The sequence below is a fragment of the Nocardioides sp. zg-1228 genome (assembly GCF_017086465.1).
Taxonomy (GTDB): domain Bacteria; phylum Actinomycetota; class Actinomycetes; order Propionibacteriales; family Nocardioidaceae; genus Nocardioides.
Genome location: NZ_CP070961.1, coordinates 2,645,948 through 2,663,621, shown reverse-complemented (window position 1 = coordinate 2,663,621; position 17,674 = coordinate 2,645,948). Strand labels below are relative to the sequence as shown.

13 protein-coding genes are annotated in these 17,674 nt (G+C 72.3%); 8 read left to right on the top strand and 5 right to left on the bottom strand.

Translation table 11 applies throughout. The features are described 5' to 3' along the window. Positions 1 to 127 precede the first annotated feature (127 nt). The 4 genes from JX575_RS12850 to JX575_RS12835 all read left to right on the top strand — a co-directional run bounded on the left by JX575_RS12850 (position 128) and on the right by JX575_RS12835 (position 8,601). On the top strand, positions 128 to 6,463 hold the full coding sequence (locus tag JX575_RS12850) for a ThuA domain-containing protein (protein WP_206054390.1): 6,336 nt from the start codon (positions 128 to 130) through the stop codon (positions 6,461 to 6,463). A 368-nt stretch (positions 6,464 to 6,831) separates the two neighbouring features. After that, positions 6,832 to 7,839 (top strand): sugar phosphate isomerase/epimerase family protein, encoded by a 1,008-nt coding sequence (locus tag JX575_RS12845; RefSeq protein WP_186340883.1) that lies wholly within the window; start codon positions 6,832 to 6,834, stop codon positions 7,837 to 7,839. A gap of 52 nt (positions 7,840 to 7,891) precedes the next feature. After that, the gene (locus tag JX575_RS12840; RefSeq protein WP_186340884.1) at positions 7,892 to 8,065 is read left to right on the top strand and encodes a hypothetical protein; all 174 of its coding nucleotides are present in this window, start codon (positions 7,892 to 7,894) and stop codon (positions 8,063 to 8,065) included. Continuing rightward, the gene (locus JX575_RS12835) at positions 8,062 to 8,601 is read left to right on the top strand and encodes a copper resistance CopC family protein (RefSeq protein WP_186340885.1); all 540 of its coding nucleotides are present in this window, start codon (positions 8,062 to 8,064) and stop codon (positions 8,599 to 8,601) included. The genes JX575_RS12840 and JX575_RS12835 overlap by 4 nt, the downstream gene beginning before the upstream one ends. On the opposite strand, the gene JX575_RS12830 is transcribed toward JX575_RS12835, so the two are convergent. The 4 genes from JX575_RS12830 to JX575_RS12815 are packed head-to-tail and all read right to left on the bottom strand — an operon-like array spanning position 8,598 to position 12,077. Further along, entirely contained in the window at positions 8,598 to 8,993 is a 396-nt protein-coding gene (locus JX575_RS12830) for a universal stress protein (protein ID WP_186340886.1), read from the bottom strand. The genes JX575_RS12835 and JX575_RS12830 overlap by 4 nt on opposite strands. After that, a complete protein-coding gene (locus JX575_RS12825; protein WP_186340887.1) occupies positions 8,990 to 10,549 on the bottom strand; it encodes a tripartite tricarboxylate transporter permease in 1,560 nt (519 codons plus the stop codon). The genes JX575_RS12830 and JX575_RS12825 overlap by 4 nt, the downstream gene beginning before the upstream one ends. Next, positions 10,549 to 11,085, bottom strand: coding sequence for a tripartite tricarboxylate transporter TctB family protein (locus JX575_RS12820; RefSeq protein ID WP_186340888.1), 537 nt, complete (start codon positions 11,083 to 11,085; stop codon positions 10,549 to 10,551). Before JX575_RS12820 ends, JX575_RS12825 begins: the two co-directional genes overlap by 1 nt. Then, the gene (locus tag JX575_RS12815) at positions 11,082 to 12,077 is read right to left on the bottom strand and encodes a tripartite tricarboxylate transporter substrate-binding protein (protein WP_186340889.1); all 996 of its coding nucleotides are present in this window, start codon (positions 12,075 to 12,077) and stop codon (positions 11,082 to 11,084) included. The genes JX575_RS12820 and JX575_RS12815 overlap by 4 nt, the downstream gene beginning before the upstream one ends. Before the next feature lie 93 nt (positions 12,078 to 12,170). On the opposite strand from JX575_RS12815, the gene JX575_RS12810 reads away from it, so the two are divergent. The 4 genes from JX575_RS12810 to JX575_RS12795 all read left to right on the top strand — a co-directional run bounded on the left by JX575_RS12810 (position 12,171) and on the right by JX575_RS12795 (position 16,558). After that, a complete protein-coding gene (locus JX575_RS12810) occupies positions 12,171 to 13,775 on the top strand; it encodes an ATP-binding protein (RefSeq protein ID WP_206054389.1) in 1,605 nt (534 codons plus the stop codon). After that, a complete protein-coding gene (locus tag JX575_RS12805) occupies positions 13,772 to 14,494 on the top strand; it encodes a response regulator (protein WP_186340891.1) in 723 nt (240 codons plus the stop codon). The genes JX575_RS12810 and JX575_RS12805 overlap by 4 nt, the downstream gene beginning before the upstream one ends. Before the next feature lie 74 nt (positions 14,495 to 14,568). Next, the gene (locus JX575_RS12800; RefSeq protein WP_186340892.1) at positions 14,569 to 16,074 is read left to right on the top strand and encodes an AlkA N-terminal domain-containing protein; all 1,506 of its coding nucleotides are present in this window, start codon (positions 14,569 to 14,571) and stop codon (positions 16,072 to 16,074) included. 1 nt (position 16,075) lies between these two features. Next, on the top strand, positions 16,076 to 16,558 hold the full coding sequence (locus JX575_RS12795) for a methylated-DNA--[protein]-cysteine S-methyltransferase (protein ID WP_186340893.1): 483 nt from the start codon (positions 16,076 to 16,078) through the stop codon (positions 16,556 to 16,558). A 475-nt stretch (positions 16,559 to 17,033) separates the two neighbouring features. On the opposite strand, the gene JX575_RS12785 is transcribed toward JX575_RS12795, so the two are convergent. Further along, on the bottom strand, positions 17,034 to 17,618 hold the full coding sequence (locus JX575_RS12785; RefSeq protein WP_186340894.1) for a TIGR03086 family metal-binding protein: 585 nt from the start codon (positions 17,616 to 17,618) through the stop codon (positions 17,034 to 17,036). Positions 17,619 to 17,674 lie beyond the last annotated feature (56 nt).

Genomic DNA, 17,674 nt, shown 5'->3' with positions numbered 1-17,674 from the left:
ACCATCTCGGACGCACGACCTGCACGACCCGACTGACCCGCACGACACCGCATGACAGGGGCCGAACGCCCGGGGACCCGCCCCGGAACCGATGGAGCGCACATCCGTCACCACAGAAGGGATCGTGATGAACAGACTCATCACGCGACTGCAGAAGCACTCCCGTGCCGCAGTCGGCTCCACCATGGCCCTGATCGTCTCGCTACCACTCGGTGCGACGATCGGCCTGGCTTCCACGGCGAGTGCGGCGGTGCCCGACGCGGCACCTGATCGTGCGTCCGCCCCCGCCGAGAAGGCGAACAAGGCCACGAAGAAGGCAACGAAGAAGGCCGACCTGACCCCTGCGCAGGAGAGCACCCTCGGTGAGGCGGTCCCGTGGACCGCCGACGCGGACGCCTCCGCGGCCGCTGCGGCCGACGAGTCGTTCGACGCGCTGCTGTTCTCCAGGACCGCGGCGTTCCGCCACGACAACATCGGAGCGGCGACGACCGCGATCCAGGCGCTCGCCGCCTCCAACAACTTCACCGTGACGGCCACCGAGGACGCCAGCGCGTTCAACGACGCCAACCTCGCGAACTACGAGGTCGTCATCTTCCTGTCCACCACCGGTGACGTGCTCAACCCGGCCGAGCAGGCCGCGTTCGAGCGCTACATCCAGGCCGGCGGCGGCTACGCGGGCATCCACGCGGCCTCCGACACCGAGTACGACTGGCCCTGGTACGGCCAGCTGGTCGGGGCCTACTTCAACAACCACCCGCCGGGCACGCCGCAGGCGACCGTCAAGGTCGAGGACCCCGCCCACCCGTCCACCAGGACGCTCGAGCGCCGCTGGACGCGCAACGACGAGTGGTACAACTTCCGCACCAACCCCGCCGCCAACCCCCGCACCAAGCTGCACGTGCTGGCGTCGGTCGACGAGACCACCTACACGCCCGGCAACGGCTCGATGGGTGCCGAGCACCCGATCGCGTGGTGCCAGGACTACGACGGCGGCCGCAGCTGGTACACCGGCATGGGCCACACCGCGGCGGCCTTCACCGACGCGAAGTTCCTCGAGCACGTCCTCGGCGGCATCCAGACCGCTGCCGGCGCCCTCGACGCCGACTGCAAGGCGACGCTGGCGCCGAGCTTCGAGAAGGTCGCGCTCGACGAGAACACCTCCAACCCGATGGAGCTCGCCATCGCCGACGACGGGCGCGTGTTCTACATCGACCGCAACGGCGCCGTGCGCATCATCAAGGAGGACGGCAGCGTGGTGACCGCGGGCACCGTCCCGGTCTACACGGGCCAGGAGTTCGGCCTGCTGGGCATCGCCCTGGACCCCGACTTCGCGACCAACAACTGGGTCTACCTCTACTACTCGCCGAACGGCTCGGAGTCGATCGACCGGATCTCGCGCTTCACGATGGCGGGCGACACGCTCCAGCTCGGCACGGCGACGACGATCCTCGACGTCCCGACGCAGCGCAACGAGTGCTGCCACGCGGGCGGGTCGATGGAGTTCGACAACGACGGCAACCTCTACCTCGCCACCGGTGACAACACCAACCCGTTCGACTCCGGCGGCTACACCCCGATCGACGAGCGGCCCAACCGCGCCGCCTGGGACGCCCAGCGCACCTCGGGCAACACCAACAGCCTCAACGGCAAGGTGCTGCGCATCAGGCCGAAGGCCGACGGTGGCTACACCGTCCCCGCCGGCAACCTCTTCGACGAGGCCGCCGACACCCAGCAGAAGACCCGACCCGAGATCTACGCGATGGGCTTCCGCAACCCGTTCCGCATCGGCCTGGACGAGCAGAACAACAACATCCTGGTCGCCGACTACGGTCCCGACGCCGGCTCGACCAGCGCGACCCGCGGACCCAACGGTCGCGTGGAGTGGAACATCCTCGACGAGCCCGGCAACTACGGCTGGCCCTACTGCGTGGGCAACAACACCCCCTACAACGACTACAACTTCGCCAACAGCACCGCCGGCGCGACGTTCGACTGCGCCGCCCCGGTCAACGACTCGCCCAACAACACGGGCCTGACCAACCTGCCGCCCGCGAAGCCGGCGGTGATCTGGCAGAGCAACAACGGCACGATCACCGGGACCCCGGAGATCGGCGCCAGCGGTGCGCCGATGACGTCGGGCACCTACGACTACGACCCCGACCTGGTCTCCGACCGCAAGTGGCCGGAGTACTTCGACAGCAAGGCGATCTGGGCCGACTGGAACAACAACCGCCTGTTCACCGTGCAGATGAACCAGGCCGGGACCAACTACACCGACATCAACCGGTTCCTGTCCAACCTGCCCATGCAGCGCCCGCACGCCCTGCAGTTCGGCCCCGACGGCGCCCTCTACATGATCGAGTGGGGCAGCGGGTTCAACGGCAACAACACCGACTCGGGCGTCTACCGCATCGACTACGTCGAGGGCAACCGCGCCCCCGTGGCCCGGGCGACGACCGACCGGACCTCCGGTCCGGCGCCGCTCACCGTCGAGTTCGACGGCACCGGGTCCTTCGACCCGGACACCGGTGACGACACAGGCCTCACCTACGCGTGGGACTTCACCGGCGACGGCTCCACCGACGCGACCACCCCGACGGCGAGCTTCACCTACAGCACGGCGGGCAACTACACCGCCCGGCTGACGGTGACCGACGTCGACGGTCGCAGCGGCACGACCAACATCGACATCACGGCCGGCAACACGGCCCCGACCGTCGAGCTGGTGCTGCCCAAGGACGGCGGCTTCTTCGAGTTCGGCGACTACGTGGCCTACGAGGTCGTCGTCACCGATCCCGAGGACGGCACCATCGACTGCGACGACGTCGTCGTGCAGCCGGGCCTGGGCCACGACCAGCACTCCCACGACTACGAGCAGTACAGGGGGTGCTCCGGCACCCTGGCACTGCCCGGGGACGCCGGCCATACCGGTGCCAACATCTTCGGCACCATCAAGGCCACCTACACCGACAAGGGCAGCGGCGCCGCCGGGGCGCTGACCAGCGTCGACGGCATCGTGCTGCACACCAAGAAGAAGGAGGCGGAGTTCTACGACTTCACCGGCCGCACCGGTGACAACACCGCCGGCTCGCCCGGAGTGACCACGCAGGCCACCACCGACAGCGGCGGCGGCCAGAACGTGACCGGCGTCGAGACCGGCGACTGGTTCCGCTGGGACGTGATGAACCTGACCGGGATCACCGGCGTCTCGATGCGGGCCGCGTCGACCACGGCGGGCGCGACGTTCGAGGTGCGCCAGGGCTCGGCGACGGGCACCGCGATCGGCACGCTGACGGTGCCGAACACCGGTGGCGCGCAGACCTACCAGACCGTGACGACGACCTTCACCAACGCGACGACGACCAGCCAGCCGCTGTACTTCGTCGCGACGACCGGTGGGGCCAACGTCAACTGGCTGCAGTTCAACGGCCGCGGCATCACCGACAACCAGCCGCCGACCGTGGCATTCACCGCCAGCACCACCAGCGGTGAGGCGCCCCTGCCGGTGTCGTTCGACAGCACGGTGATCGACCCCGACGGGAACACCCCCGTCACCTACGCGTGGGACTTCGGCGACGGCGCGACCTCCACCCAGGCCGACCCGAGCCACACCTACACCACGCCGGGCAGGTACGTCGTCTCGCTGACCGCCACCGACGCGCGGGGGGCCGAGGCCACCAGCACGACGGAGATCACGGTGAGGAGGCCGTCGGACACCTGCTTCAGCGGGCGTTCGGACGACTTCCTGGGCAACGAGCTCGACACCGACCGGTGGAACCGCAGCGTGCGGGTCGACCAGTCGCTGACGGTCGCCGACGGGACGCTCAACATCCCGTTGACCAACTCCGATCTCTACCAGACCACCAACACCACGCCCAACATCGTCCTCCAGGACCTGCCGGGCGGGGCGTTCGAGGCCACGACTCAGGTCACGCTCAACGCGACCAAGGGCTACCAGCAGGCCGGTCTGATCGTCTACGGCAACGACGACAACTACCTGAAGCTCGTCTACTCGGGCCGCTCGACGGCCGCGGCGGGCAGCAAGGCGGCCAACGTCATCCAGTTCGCGAAGGAGGCCAACGGCACGGCGACGGAGTCCAACTCCGCCAACCTGGGCGCGGACTTCCCCGACACCGTGTGGCTGCGGATGTCGAGCACCGACGGCAGCTCCGTCACCGCGTCCTACAGCAGTGACGGCGACACCTGGGTGCCGCTCGCCACGGGCAACGGGAACCCGGCGCCGGCGCGCGACCTGAGCGGCATCACCGCGCCCAAGGTGGGCCTGCTGGCCCTCGGTGCGACGGCGGCGGGTGCGGCGGACAACCTCGTCGCGAAGTTCGACTACTTCACCCTCACCCCGGACGACACGGCCGAGCCGTGCAACAACGGGTGCTTCGTGGAGGAGTTCAACGGCTCGACGCTCACCTCGGACTGGTCGACGGTCCGACCGAGCGGCAACCTGACGGTGTCGGGTGGTGCGCTCACGATCCCGATGGAGGCGACCGACCTCTACCAGACCACGAACACCGCGCGGGACCTGGTCCTCACCGACCTCCCCGACGGCCCGTTCGTGGCCACCACCAAGGTCACCGCACCCATCAACCAGGCCTATCAGTCCGCGGGCCTGCTGATCTACGGAGACGACGACAACTACATCAAGCACGTCTTCCAGGGTCGCAGCACCAACGGTGCCAACGCCGCGCAGAACATCGTCCAGACCGCGAAGGAGACCGACGCAGCAGCAGTCGAGACCAACACGCCAGGGCTCGGGGCGGACTTCCCGACCACCGTGTGGCTACGCCTGACCAGCACCGACGGTGAGGAGGTGCTCGGCAGCTACAGCACCGACGGCGAGACGTGGACCGACATGTCGGGGGGCTACGACCTCACCGGCATCGACGAACCGCGGATCGGCCTGCTGTCGGCGGCCAACCAGACCGCGGGTGCCGGCATCACGGCCACCTTCGACTGGTTCACCCTGGGCGAGGACGCCACGTGCGAGCCCGGCGGGGAGCCGCCGGTCGACACCACCGATCCGGAGGTCGCTGCCACGGTCCTCGGCTCCTACGCCGGGGAGCTGGTCGACCAGGCCAGCACCGGCATCACCGGCGAGGCCACCATGGTCTCGGCGGCCGAGGGCAACGGCTACACCACGACCATCGAGCTGTCGCTCGAGGGTCTCGACCCCCAGGAGGGCTACGAGTCGCACCTGCACGTCGGCACGACGTGCGGTGGCTTCGAGGGTCACTACCGTGACGACCCCGACGGGGCCGGCACGCCGCCCAACGAGCTGTGGCCGACCAACCCGGGTTGGACCGCCGGCTCGGGCGACCCGAGGATCAAGCCCGCCGCTGACGGCACGTCGTTCGCGACGGCCACGGTCCCGTGGGCGCCGCGCATCGAGGGCGGCATCCTGGCCCTGCACCGGGACGGCGCGATCATCGGTTGCGTCGACCTGGAGCTGACCGGAGCGGGCACCGTGGTGCTCGACGCCACGGACGACGTCGAGGTCACCTCGTTCACCTACACCGTGGACGGTGGAGCCGAGACCGACTACGAGGGTCCGTTCGAGATCACCGAGCCGGGCGAGCACACGGTGGCCTACACGGCGACCGACGCAGCCGGCAACGAGACGACCGGCGAGTTCACGGTCGTGGTACCGGAGGCGGACCCGGGTCCCGACCCGGAGCCCGGCCCGAAGCCGACCGTCACGCTCACCACGTCGCCGGCCGCAGCCAACGGTCGCAGCAACTGGTTCACCTCGCCGGTCACCGTCACCCTCGCGGGTGCCGGCGGCGAGGGGAAGCTGAGCGTGGAGTACCGCATCGGCAACGGTCCGTGGACGGCGTACACCGCGCCGATCACGGTGTCCGACGACGGCGTGACCCTGGTCCAGGCCAGGGCGACCGACGCGGCCGGGAAGACCTCGGCCGTGGAGACGACCACCATCAAGAAGGACGGCACGGCGCCCACCCTGGCCGTCGCCGGCATCGCCGACGGCGCCAAGCTCGACGTCTCGGCGGTCCGCACGGCTCGGATCACGGTCACGGACGCCACGTCCGGGGCCGCCGAGCAGGTCGTCCGTCTCGACGGCAGGGCCGTCACCGGACCGGCTCGCATCGACGCCATGTCGCTGCGGCCGGGCAAGCACCGGTTGAAGGTCACCGCCTACGACGCGGCCGGCAACCGGACCGTGCAGACGATCACCTTCAAGGTCGTCGTGTCCTTCAAGGCGGGCAAGAAGCTCGTCGAGCGCCTCGCCGAGGAGGGCGTCGTCGGCCCGAAGCTCGCGGTGAGGCTGAAGCAGGAGCTGAAGGCCGCCGAGCGCGCTGACAAGCGCAACCAGGTGGGCAAGGCCCTGAAGTCCCTCAAGCGGTTCGAGAGGCTCGCATCGCGGGTGAAGGACAAGGAGGTGAGGCTCGCTCTCAAGCGCCTGTCGCGCACGCTGAAGTCGCAGCTGTAGGCGCCGGTCCGAGCACAGAGCGTCCGTGGTCGGGCGGCTCGGCCAGCACGTCACCTCCGGGTGCGTGAGCCGGCGCGCATGCAGGATCGGCCCTGCGTGCGAGTCGGTGGCCGGGCCCCCGGCACGGGCGGGGGTGGCGCCGCAAGGCGCCACCTTCAGCGGCCGGTGCCGGGACACGGCGCTCCGTCCCGGCACCGGTCCGCGCCGGCGCCCAGCCGGCCGGGCAGGTCCACCCGAGCGACCGCCACCCCCCAGCACCACCACCCACCAGCACCACCCCCAGCACCACCCCCAGCACCACCCAGCACCACCCCGCTGCCGCGGCAGCACCAGCCGAACGCACCACCACCACCACACGAGGAGCACACATGCCACGCCCCATCACCCTGTTCACCGGCCAGTGGGCCGACCTCCCGTTCGAGGAGGTGTGCAAGCTCGCCTCGGGCTGGGGCTACGACGGCCTCGAGCTCGCCTGCTGGGGCGACCACTTCGACCCGTGGGCGGCGGTGGAGGACGAGTCCTACGTCCCGGCCAAGCTGGAGATGCTCAAGAAGCACGATCTGCAGGTCTTCGCGATCAGCAACCATCTCAAGGGCCAGGCGGTCTGCGACGACCCGATCGACGCGCGCCACCGCGACATCCTGCCGGACCGCATCTGGGGCGACGGCGACGCCGAGGGCGTGCGCCAGCGCGCGGCCGAGGAGATGAAGATGACGGCCCGCGCGGCCCGCAAGCTGGGCGTCGACGTCGTCGTCGGCTTCACCGGCTCCTCGATCTGGAAGTACGTCGCGATGTTCCCGCCGGCCTCCCAGGCCCTCGTCGACGCCGGCTACCAGGACTTCGCCGACCGCTGGAACCCGATCCTCGACGTCTTCGACAGCGAGGGGGTCCGGTTCGCCCACGAGGTCCACCCCTCCGAGATCGCCTACGACTACTGGACCACGGTCGCGGCGCTCGAGGCGATCGACCACCGCGAGGCGTTCGGCCTCAACTGGGACCCCTCGCACTTCGTGTGGCAGGACCTCGACCCGGTCGGGTTCCTGTGGGACTTCAAGGACCGGATCTACCACGTCGACTGCAAGGACGCGAAGCGCCAGGTCGGCAACGGCCGCAACGGCCGGATGGGCTCGCACCTCGCCTGGGCCGACCCCCGCCGCGGCTGGGACTTCGTGTCCACCGGCCACGGCGACGTGCCGTGGGAGGCGTCGTTCCGGATGCTCAACACCATCGGCTACGACGGTCCCATCTCCGTGGAGTGGGAGGACGCCGGCATGGACCGCCTCGTCGGGGCACCCGAGGCCCTCGAGTTCGTGCGGCGCCTGGCCTTCGACGCGCCGACCGCGGCCTTCGACGCCGCGTTCTCGACGTCGTCGTGATCCCCGCCTGACGTCCACCGTGCCCCCGCCCGACGCGTCCGAGGAGGACGACATGACCCACCGGCCCGACCTGACGGCCGGGACCGGCGTGTGGTTCGTCGGTGCGCGGGGCTCGGTGGCCACCACCGCGGTGGTCGGTGCGTACGCCGTGGCGCACGGCCTCGCACCGACCACCGCGCTGGTGAGCGAGCGGCCCGAGCTGCATCCCGACGGCCTGGCCCCGTGAGCGCCCGCTCCGCGCTGCGCCGCGCGGTCGCGACGACCGCCCTCGCCGTCCTCGCCGCGCTCGCCCCGCTGCTGGCCTGGGCCCCCGCGCCCCCGGCCGCCGCCCACGACGAGCTGCTCTTCTCCGACCCCTCCGAGGCGGGGGTGCTCGCAGCCCTGCCCTCGCGGGCCATCCTCACCTTCACCGGACCCGTCGCGGAGGTCCACGAGGTGAGCGTGACCGGTCCGGACGGGAGCGTGACCAACGGCGCCCCGACCGCCACCGGCCCCGAGGTCCGGCAGAACCTCTGGGCCGGGCCCGACGGCACCTACACCCTGACCTACGACGTGGTGTCCTCCGACGGCCACGAGATGGCCGGCGAGATCACGTTCGACGTCGGTGGGTCCGCCTCCGGCGAGGAGGGCACGGGATCATCCCCGCCCACTGACGACGACGGGTCGGGCAGCTCGCTCCGCGGGGTCGTGGTGCCGGCGGGTGTGGTGCTGCTGTCCGGCGCCTTCGCGCTCGCCCTCTGGCACCGCCGCCGCACCACCTAGCCGACAGGCTTCACCGCCAGCACGGCGCAGTCCGCACCGAGCAGGATGCGCTGCGCGACGCTGCCCATCAGCAGCTTGCCGACGGGGGAGCGTCGGCGCAGCCCGATCACCACCAGGTCGGCCGCGACGTCCTCGGCCACCGCCAGCACCTGGTCGCCGACGTCGGCGCCCATCGAGCGGCGCACCTCGACCTCGACGCCGGCCCCGCCCAGCTCGGTCGTCAGCGCGGCCAGCTGGTCGTCGTCGGCATAGCGCTCGTCGACGAGGGCGTCGCCGCGGGTGGCGTTGACCACCACGATCCGCCCCTCGCGCAGCCGCGCCTCCTCGACGCCGCGGCGCAGCGCCGCCTCGCCGAACTCGTCGGGGGTCCAGCCCACCACGATGGTCGTCATCGCACCTTCTCCTCGCTCCGGTCCGCGTCGCTGTCGTCTGGTGGAGTGCCGTCGTCGGTGAGCGCCACGCGCGCCGGGCGCACGGCGCGCAGCACGAGCGGCGCCACCACGACGACCACCACGATCACGTAGATCACCACGGCCAGCGGCTCGCTCCACAGCGCCGAGACGTCGCCGCCCGAGATCGCCATCGCCTCGCGCAGTCGGAACTCCATCAGCGGCCCGAGGATGACCCCCAGGATCAACGGCAGGACCGGCAGGGCGAAGCGGCGCATCAGCAGCCCGAGCAGGCCGAGCGCCAGCAGCAGGAGCAGGTCGAACGCCTGCAGGTTGGCCGCGTAGGCCCCCAGCGTGGCGAAGAACAGGATGCCGGCGTAGAGCTGCGGTCGCGGGATCCGCAGCAGCTTGGCCCACACCGGCGCGAGCGGCAGGTTGAGCACGAGCAGCAGGGCGTTGCCGACGAGCAGGCTCGCCAGCAGGGCCCACACCAGCTCGGGCTGCTCGGTCATCAGCTGCGGTCCCGGATCGATGCCGTAGCCCGAGAGCGCCGCGAGCATGACCGCCGACGTCGCCGTCACGGGCAGGCCGAGCGCGAGCAGCGGGACGAACGTGCCGGCGGCCGAGGCGTTGTTGGCCGCCTCCGGTCCGGCGACGCCCTCGATGGCACCGCGGCCGAACTCGTCGCGTCCCCGCCGCGCGGCGAGTCGCTTCTCGGTGATGTAGGACAGGAAGGTCGGGATCTCGGCGCCGCCCGCGGGCAGCGCGCCGAACGGGAAGCCGTAGGCCGTGCCGCGCATCCACGGCCCCCAGGAGCGCCTGAGGTCGGTGCCGCTCAGCCACGGCTGGCCGACCGGGATCACGTGCGCGGGCGTGCGGCGCAGGTGGGCGGCGACCCAGAACGCCTCGCCCAGGGCGAAGATCGCGACCGCGACCACCACCACGTCGATGCGCTCGGCGAGGAGGGGCTGGTCGAAGCTCAGCCGGGTCTGGCCGGTGTTGAGGTCGAGGCCGACGAGGCCGATGGTGAGGCCGAGGAACAGGGCGATGAACCCGCGCAGCCACGACCCGCCCAGCACGCTCGTGACCATCACCATCGTGAGGACCATCAGGGCGAAGTAGGACGGCGCGCCGATGTCGTTGGCGACCGACGCCAGGGCCGGGGCGAAGAAGACGACGAGCAGCGTGCCGATGGTGCCGGCGATGAACGACCCGATCGCGGCGGTGGCCAGGGCCTGGGAGGCGCGTCCGGCCTTCGCCATCAGGTTGCCCTCGAGCGCGGTCATCACCGACGCCGACTCACCGGGCGTGTTGAGCAGGATGGCCGTCGTCGAGCCGCCGTACATCCCGCCGTAGTAGATGCCGGCGAACATGATGAACGCGGGGATCGGGTCCATGCCGAAGGTGACCGGCAGCAGCAGCGCCACCGCCATCGCCGGCCCGATGCCGGGCAGCACGCCCACGAACGTGCCGAGCAGCACGCCGATGGCGGCGAAGAGCAGGTTCTGCGGGGTGAGGACGGAGCCGAAGCCGTCCATCAGGAGGGTGAGGTTGTCCATCAGAGCACCCCGTCCAGGATCCCGGCGGGGAGGATCACGCCCAGCACCTCGTGGAAGAAGTACCAGCTGCTCACCGACAGCACGGTGCCGACGATGGCGTCGCGCAGCAGCGTCCGGCTGCCCAGCGACCACGCGGCGCCGGTGAAGAGCAGCGCACCGCTGACGGCCCAGCCGAGGAAGGAGACGGTGAGCGCGGTGAACAGCAGCACGCCCACCAGCTTGAGGACGGTGACCCAGTCGGCGGGGTGCCGCAGGTCGACGTCCTCCCCGCCCTCGGCCTGCGGCACGTCTCCGCGCAGCGTCGCCACGACCAGCAGGAGGCCGAGCACCACGGTGACCGCTCCGATCACGTAGGGGAAGATCCGCGGCCCGACCGGGTCGCCGAAGCCGATCCGCAGGGTCGTCGCGTCGTAGAAGGTGTAGGCACCGACCACGACGAGCAGCGCCGCGAGGCCGAGCTGGGGGAGGTCGCGGTCGCGGCCAAGTGCGGTCCGCGGTGCCTCGGCGGGGGTGGGGGTGTCGACTGATGTGCTCACAGCAGGTCCAGCTCCTCGAGGGTGGTGGCGACCCGCTCGTCCTGCTCCCGGAGGAACGTCGCGAAGTCGTCGCCGGTCTTGAACTCGTCGATCCAGCCGTTCTCCTCGAGGGCCCGCTGCCACTCGGGGGTCGCGTGCATCGCCTCCAGGTCGGCGATCAGGTCCTGGCGCCGCTCCTCGCTGATGCCGGGGGGCGCGAAGACGCCGCGCCAGTTGGTGAAGACCAGGTCGATGCCGGACTCGGTGAGGGTGGGTGCCTCGCTGATGCCCTCGCCGTCGAGCCGCTCCTCGCCGGAGACGGCCAGCAGCCGCAGCTCGCCGGAGGAGAGCTGGCCGACGAACTCCCCGACGCCGGAGAAGCCGACGTCGATCTTGTTGCCGAGCAGCGCGCTCGTCAGCGGGCCGCCGCCGTCGTAGGCGACGTAGCGCAGCTCGCGCGGGTCGACGTCGACCGCCCCGGCGAGCTGCATCGGGAACAGGTGGTCGGGTCCGCCCGGTGACGAGCCGCCGCCGACGACGACGGAGCCCGGGTCGTCCTGCCAGGCCGCCACCAGGTCGTCGATGGTCTCGAAGGGGGAGTCCGCCGGCACCAGGACGCCCTCCTGGTCCGCGATGAGCTGGGCCAGCGGGGTGGCGTCGTCGAGCCGGTAGGGCGCGCCGAAGGAGTAGAGGGAGCCCACCACGCCGAGGCCGGCGGTCATCATCGTGCGCTCGTCGCCCTCGGCGTTCATCAGCCGGGTCATCGCCACCGACCCTCCGGCCCCGATCACGTTGGTCACCTCGAACGAGCCGCCGGTGATGTCGCCGTTCTCCATCACGGCCACGGCAGCGCGCCCGGTCTGGTCGTAGCCGCCGCCCGGGCTGTTGGGGATGAGCATCGTCATGTCGTCGCTCGCGTCGCCCCGGGTGACCCCACAGCCCGTCGCGAGCAGCACGACGGTGGCGAGTGCCGTCGCCGTGGCCGCGACCCGCCTGGTCCGTTGGCGCAGCATGTGGTCTCCCTCGCTCGATCGTGCCGACCCCCCGATGGTGCAAGACTCCTGTGGCGGACGTCACGATTGGCAAAGCAATGGAGGTTGTGGAACTTGTGGTCGCGCTGGCGGCCGGCGACGCTCGCCGGCCAGGTCCTGGTGCTCCAGCTGACGGTGCTGCTCGTCGTGGTCGCCGTGGCGAGCGTGGTGTCGGTGCAGCAGAGCGACGCCGACTTCCGCGACACCCGAGGCGCCCGGATGCGGGCCGCCGCCGAGTCGATGGCCAACATCGCGGCGGTGCGTGACCCGTTCGTGCAGGGCCTGGTCGAACGCCGTCGAGCGTCGCTGACGTCGTACACCCAGCGGGTGCGCAACAACTACCAGGCCGGGGGCGTCTACCTCGCCGACCCGGACGGGGTCGTGCTCGTCAGCAGCGACTTCGCCGGCCGGGGCCGGCAGGTCGACCTCGGCGGCAGCACCGTCCAGCAGCTGCGGACGTGGACCGGCGACGTCGACGACTTCGGCGATCGGGCCATCGCGGCGCAGGTGCCGATCATCGACGACCGGGGTGCCCTCGTCGGGATCTCGATGGTGGCGCAGTCCTACCCGTCCCTGGCCGAACGGGCACGCGGCGTGCTGCCCGACCTGCTCGCCGTCGCCGGTCTCGGGCTCGGCCTGGGCGTCGCCGGCTCGTTCCTGCTCTCCCGGCTGGTGCGCCGCCGCACGCGCGGGCTCGAGCCGGCGGCGATCGCCGCGCTCGCCGACCAGCGCGAGGCCCTGCTCCACTCGATCCGCGAGGGCGTCGTCGCGGTCGGGGAGGACGGCACCATCACCGTGGTGAGTGACAGCGCCCGCGAGCTCATCGGGCTCGAGGGCGACGTGCAGGGGCGCGCCGTCGACGACCTCGACCTCGACCCCGCCGTCCGCGACCTGCTCGCCGACGGCGCCGCGATCCGCGACCACGTGGTCGTGCTGGGCGAGCGCGTGCTGGTCGTCAACCGCAACCCGGTCGTGGAGGGCGGCAGGCGGGTCGCGTCGGTGACCACGCTCCGCGACCGCACCGAGCTGCTCGCCCTGCAGAGCGAGCTCAGCGCGCGGGAGTCGATCACCAACACGCTGCGCGCCCAGACCCACGAGTTCCACAACCAGCTGCACACGATCTCCGGGCTGGTGCAGCTCGGCGAGTACGACGAGGTGTCACGGCTCGTGGGGACCCTCAGCCGGCGGCGCCGCGAGATCTCCGACGCCGTGCTCGCGCACGTGGCCGACCCCGCCGTCGCCGCCCTGCTGATCGCCAAGACCAGCCTGGCGGCCGAGCGCGGGGTCGACCTGCGCGTGTCGGCGACCAGCAGCCTGCCCCGCCTCGACCCCGAGACGTCCACCGACGTGGGCACTGTCGTGGGCAACCTCGTCGACAACGCCGTCGACGCCTCGGTGTCGGTCGGCGGCACGGCGGTCGAGGTCGACCTGCGCCTCGTCGGCGACGTCGTGCACCTGGCCGTGACCGACACCGGGCCCGGCGTGCCCCCGGACGAGGTGGGCAGGATCTTCCGCCGCGGCTGGAGCTCGAAGGCACCCACCACCGAGGGACGGGGGGTCGGGCTGGCGCTGGTGCAGGTCGTCTGCGAACGTCGGGGCGGCGCGGTCGCGGTCCGCGCCGGGGGCGACGGCACCGGCGCGGTCTTCGCGGTGCGGCTGCCGGGAGCGGAGGTCGGATGAGCACGCGCACGCACGGTCCGCCGAGCGACACGACGCACGACGTCACGGTGCTGGTGGTCGACGACGACTTCATGGTCGCGCGCATCCACACCCAGTTCGTCGAGCGCACGGAGGGCTTCACGGTCGTCGGGGTCGCCAGCAGCGGGCAGGCGGCGCTCGACGAGGTGGCACGTCTGCGCCCCGACCTGGTGCTGCTCGACGTGCACCTGCCCGACATGACCGGCATCGAGGTGCTGCGACGGCTCCGGGCGGGCGGCGACGACGTCGGCGTGCTGGTGGTCACGGCGGCCCGGGAGGCCGACACGGTGCGCGCCGCCGCGTCCGGCGGGGCGGTCCACTACCTGGTGAAGCCGTTCGACTACGACGACCTGCGGGTGCGGCTCGAGTCGTTCCGCGCCGCGCTGCTGGCGCTCGCGGGCTCGGGAGCGCCCGCCCAGGACGACATCGACGCGGTGTTCGGCGCGGCCGCCGTCGGCGCGTCCCCCGGCCCGGGGAGGCTGCCCAAGGGCCTGAGCCCGGAGACGGCCGAGGTCGTGGCGGAGGCGCTCCGCGACACTGACGAGCTCTCCGCGGGGGAGTGCGCCGAGCGGGTCGGCATCTCCCGGGTCTCCGCCCGGCGCTACCTCGAGCACTTCGTGGCCCGAGGTCGGGCGGAGGTGCGGCTGCAGTACGGCGGGGCGGGGCGACCGGAGCGCCGCTACCGCTCGGTGGGCTCCTGAGACACGCCTGCGCGTCCCACGCCCGTGTCCGTTTCCCGCTGGTGGGGGGACGGCTCGGGGGTCAGGATGGAGCCATGACACCGACCGGGCACCTTGACGCCGAGGCCTGCTACCGCGCGGTCCGCAGCAGGGATCGCCGCTTCGACGGGGTCTTCTACACCGCAGTGCGCACCACCGGGATCTACTGCCGCCCGTCGTGCCCGGCGCGCACGCCCGCCGAGGGCAACGTCACCTTCCACCCCACGGCCGCCAGCGCGCATGCGGCAGGCTACCGCGCCTGCAAGCGCTGCCTGCCCGACGCGACGCCCGGCAGCCCCGAGTGGGACGTCGCGGCCGACGTCGCCGGCCGGGCGATGCGCCTGATCGCCGACGGCCTCGTCGACCGCGAGGGCGTCGACGGGCTGGCGCGCCGCGTCGGCTACACCCCGCGCCACCTCGGCCGGCTGCTGACCCAGGAGCTCGGCGCCGGGCCGCTGGCACTGGCGCGGGCCCGACGGGCCCAGAGCGCACGGGTGCTCATCGAGACGACCGACCTTCCGCTGACCGACGTGGCCTTCGCGGCCGGGTTCGCCAGCGTGCGGCAGTTCAACGAGACGCTGCGTGAGATCTACGCCGCCTCGCCCAGCCAGCTGCGCGGCCGCCGCCACCGTGCCCCGAGCGCCGGCGCGGTGACCATGCGCCTGCCCGTCCGCACCCCCTTCGCCGGGCAGCGCCTGCTCGACTTCCTGGCCCACCACGTGGTGCCGGGCGTCGAGGTCGCCGGACCCGGCTGCTACGCGCGCACCCTCGACCTGCCGCACGGCAGTGGCACGGTGCGGCTCGAGCTGGCCGACCTCCCGGCGGGCGGCACCGGCTTCGTCACCGCCGAGTTCCTGCTCGAGGACCTGCGTGACACGGCCGCCGCGAGCGAGCGCGTACGCCGCCTGCTCGACGCCGACTGCGACCCGCGTGCCGTCGACGGCCACCTGGGCGCCGATCGCGTCCTGGGCCACCTCGTGCGCGCCACCCCGGGCCTGCGCGTCCCCGGGCAGGTCGACGGCGACGAGACCGCGATCCGCACCGTCATCGGCCAGCAGGTCAGCGTCGCCGGCGCCCGCACGGTCGCGGGCCGCCTCGTCGAGGCCCACGGGTGCCGCATCGAGTCGGAGGTGCCGGGCCTGACCCACCTCTTCCCCGACGCCGCGACCCTCGCGACGGCCGACCCCGCGACGCTGCCGATGCCGCGCGCGCGGGGCCGAGCGCTCGTCGGGCTCGCCGCCGCGCTCGCCGAGGGACGCGTCGTGCTCGACCGCGGTCCCGACCGCGACGACGTACGACGGGCGCTGCTCGAGCTGCCCGGCATCGGGCCGTGGACCGCCGACTACGTGGCGATGCGCGCCCTCGGGCACCCCGACGTCTTCCTCCCCACCGACCTCGCGGTGCGCCGGCTGCTGGCCGACCTCGGCGGCGATCCGGATCCCGAGAGCTGGAGACCCTGGCGCTCGTACGCCCTGATGCACCTCTGGAACACCCTCATGCCCGCCACCGCACCCACCGCTGCACCCATCGCCGCACCCGCCGCCCCACCCGAGGAGACCTGACATGTGGACCGTGATGCCCTCGCCCGTGGGCGACCTGCGCGTCGTCGAGCGCGACGGGTCGATCGTGGCGATCGAGTTCTCGCCGTTCCGCCAGCCGGCCGACGGCCGGCCGCTGGGCGCGCGCTCCGACGAGCACCCGGTACTCGCCGAGGCCGTGCGGCAGCTGACGGCCTACTTCGACCGCGAGCTCACCGACTTCGACCTTCCGCTCGCCCCGGTCGGCACCGACTTCCAGCGGCGCGTGTGGTCGCAGCTCGAGCTGATCGGCTACGGCCGCACCGCGTCGTACGGCGAGATCGCCGGCCGGCTCGGGATGACCAACGCCGCCTCGCGTGCCGTCGGACTCGCCAACGGCCGCAACCCGATCCCCATCGTGGTGCCGTGCCACCGGGTCATCGGCGCCAACGGCACCCTGACCGGCTACGCCGGAGGCCTGCTCCGCAAGCAGCAGCTGCTCGAGCTCGAGCAGGACGCGCTGTTCTGACGGGCGGTCTCCGGGCAACCGGCGCCGAGGCGGATGGCGGCGGCCGGTCAGGTCGAGGCGTCCGGGGAGATGCTCGAGGGGCTCGCGCGCGGTGGACGACCCGGGCGACGCGCAGGGACCGCTCGCCGCCCACCTGGTCGAGGCGTACGGCGTGGAGGCCGCGCGGACCATGACGTCCAGCTGGGCCCAGGCCCTGGCGGGGATCGTGGCCGAGGGCGGAGACGTGAGCCTGTCGCGGGCGTCGCTCATCACGTGTCCGACGCTGTTGATCGCCGGGGCACACGACCCGGTCTGCCCACCGGACCTGGTGCGGCAGATGGCCGACGCCATCACCCACGGCGCCTACCGCGAGGCAGCGGGAGCCGGCCACGACGTCCACGTGTCACACGCCGCCTGGCTGTCGGCGACCGTCGTCGACTGGCTCAGCGAGCACGAGGGCGCCCGTCCACGACTCCCGGGAAACCCCTGCCCCTGCTCAGGCCGGAGCCCACCCCGGGTCGCGACCCGAGGCGGCCAGCACGCGCTCGAACGGCGTCGCGTCGGCGCCCACGGTCACGGCGGGGCCGAACATGCCCGGTGTGCCGTCGGTGTCGAAGCCGTCCACGAACTCCGCGAGCGCCCCGGCCGTCGCGTCGTCGCAGTCGAAGCCCTGGCCGGTGGCGCTGGCGAGGTCCCAGCCGTGCAGGACGATCTCGTCGAGGGCGACGAGGCCGGCCACCTGGCCGGGCAGGTCGACACCACCCGCGCGGGTCATGCCCTCCCATGCAGCCGGGTCGCGCCAGGCGGCGGCCAGCGCCGGCAGCTGGTGGGCGAGCGCCTCGCGCCAGCCGGGCTCGGCGTCCGGCCACCCCGCCTCGTCGGGACTGGTGTCGGTGAGCGGGCCGACCTCCTTGTCGGCGGCCGCGCGGAAGGCGAGCGTCAGCCCCACGAGGTGCTGGAGGAGCTGCCCGACGGTCCTGCCCTCGCAGGGAGTCGGCGCGGACAGCTGGTCGTCGGTGACGTCCACGACGACGTCGGCGAGCTGCTCGGCAGCGGGGGCGAGGTCCACGAGCTCGGTCATGCGTCCACCCTGCCCGAGGGTCGGCGGTGCTGAGAAGCCCTCGGGGCTACTCCAGG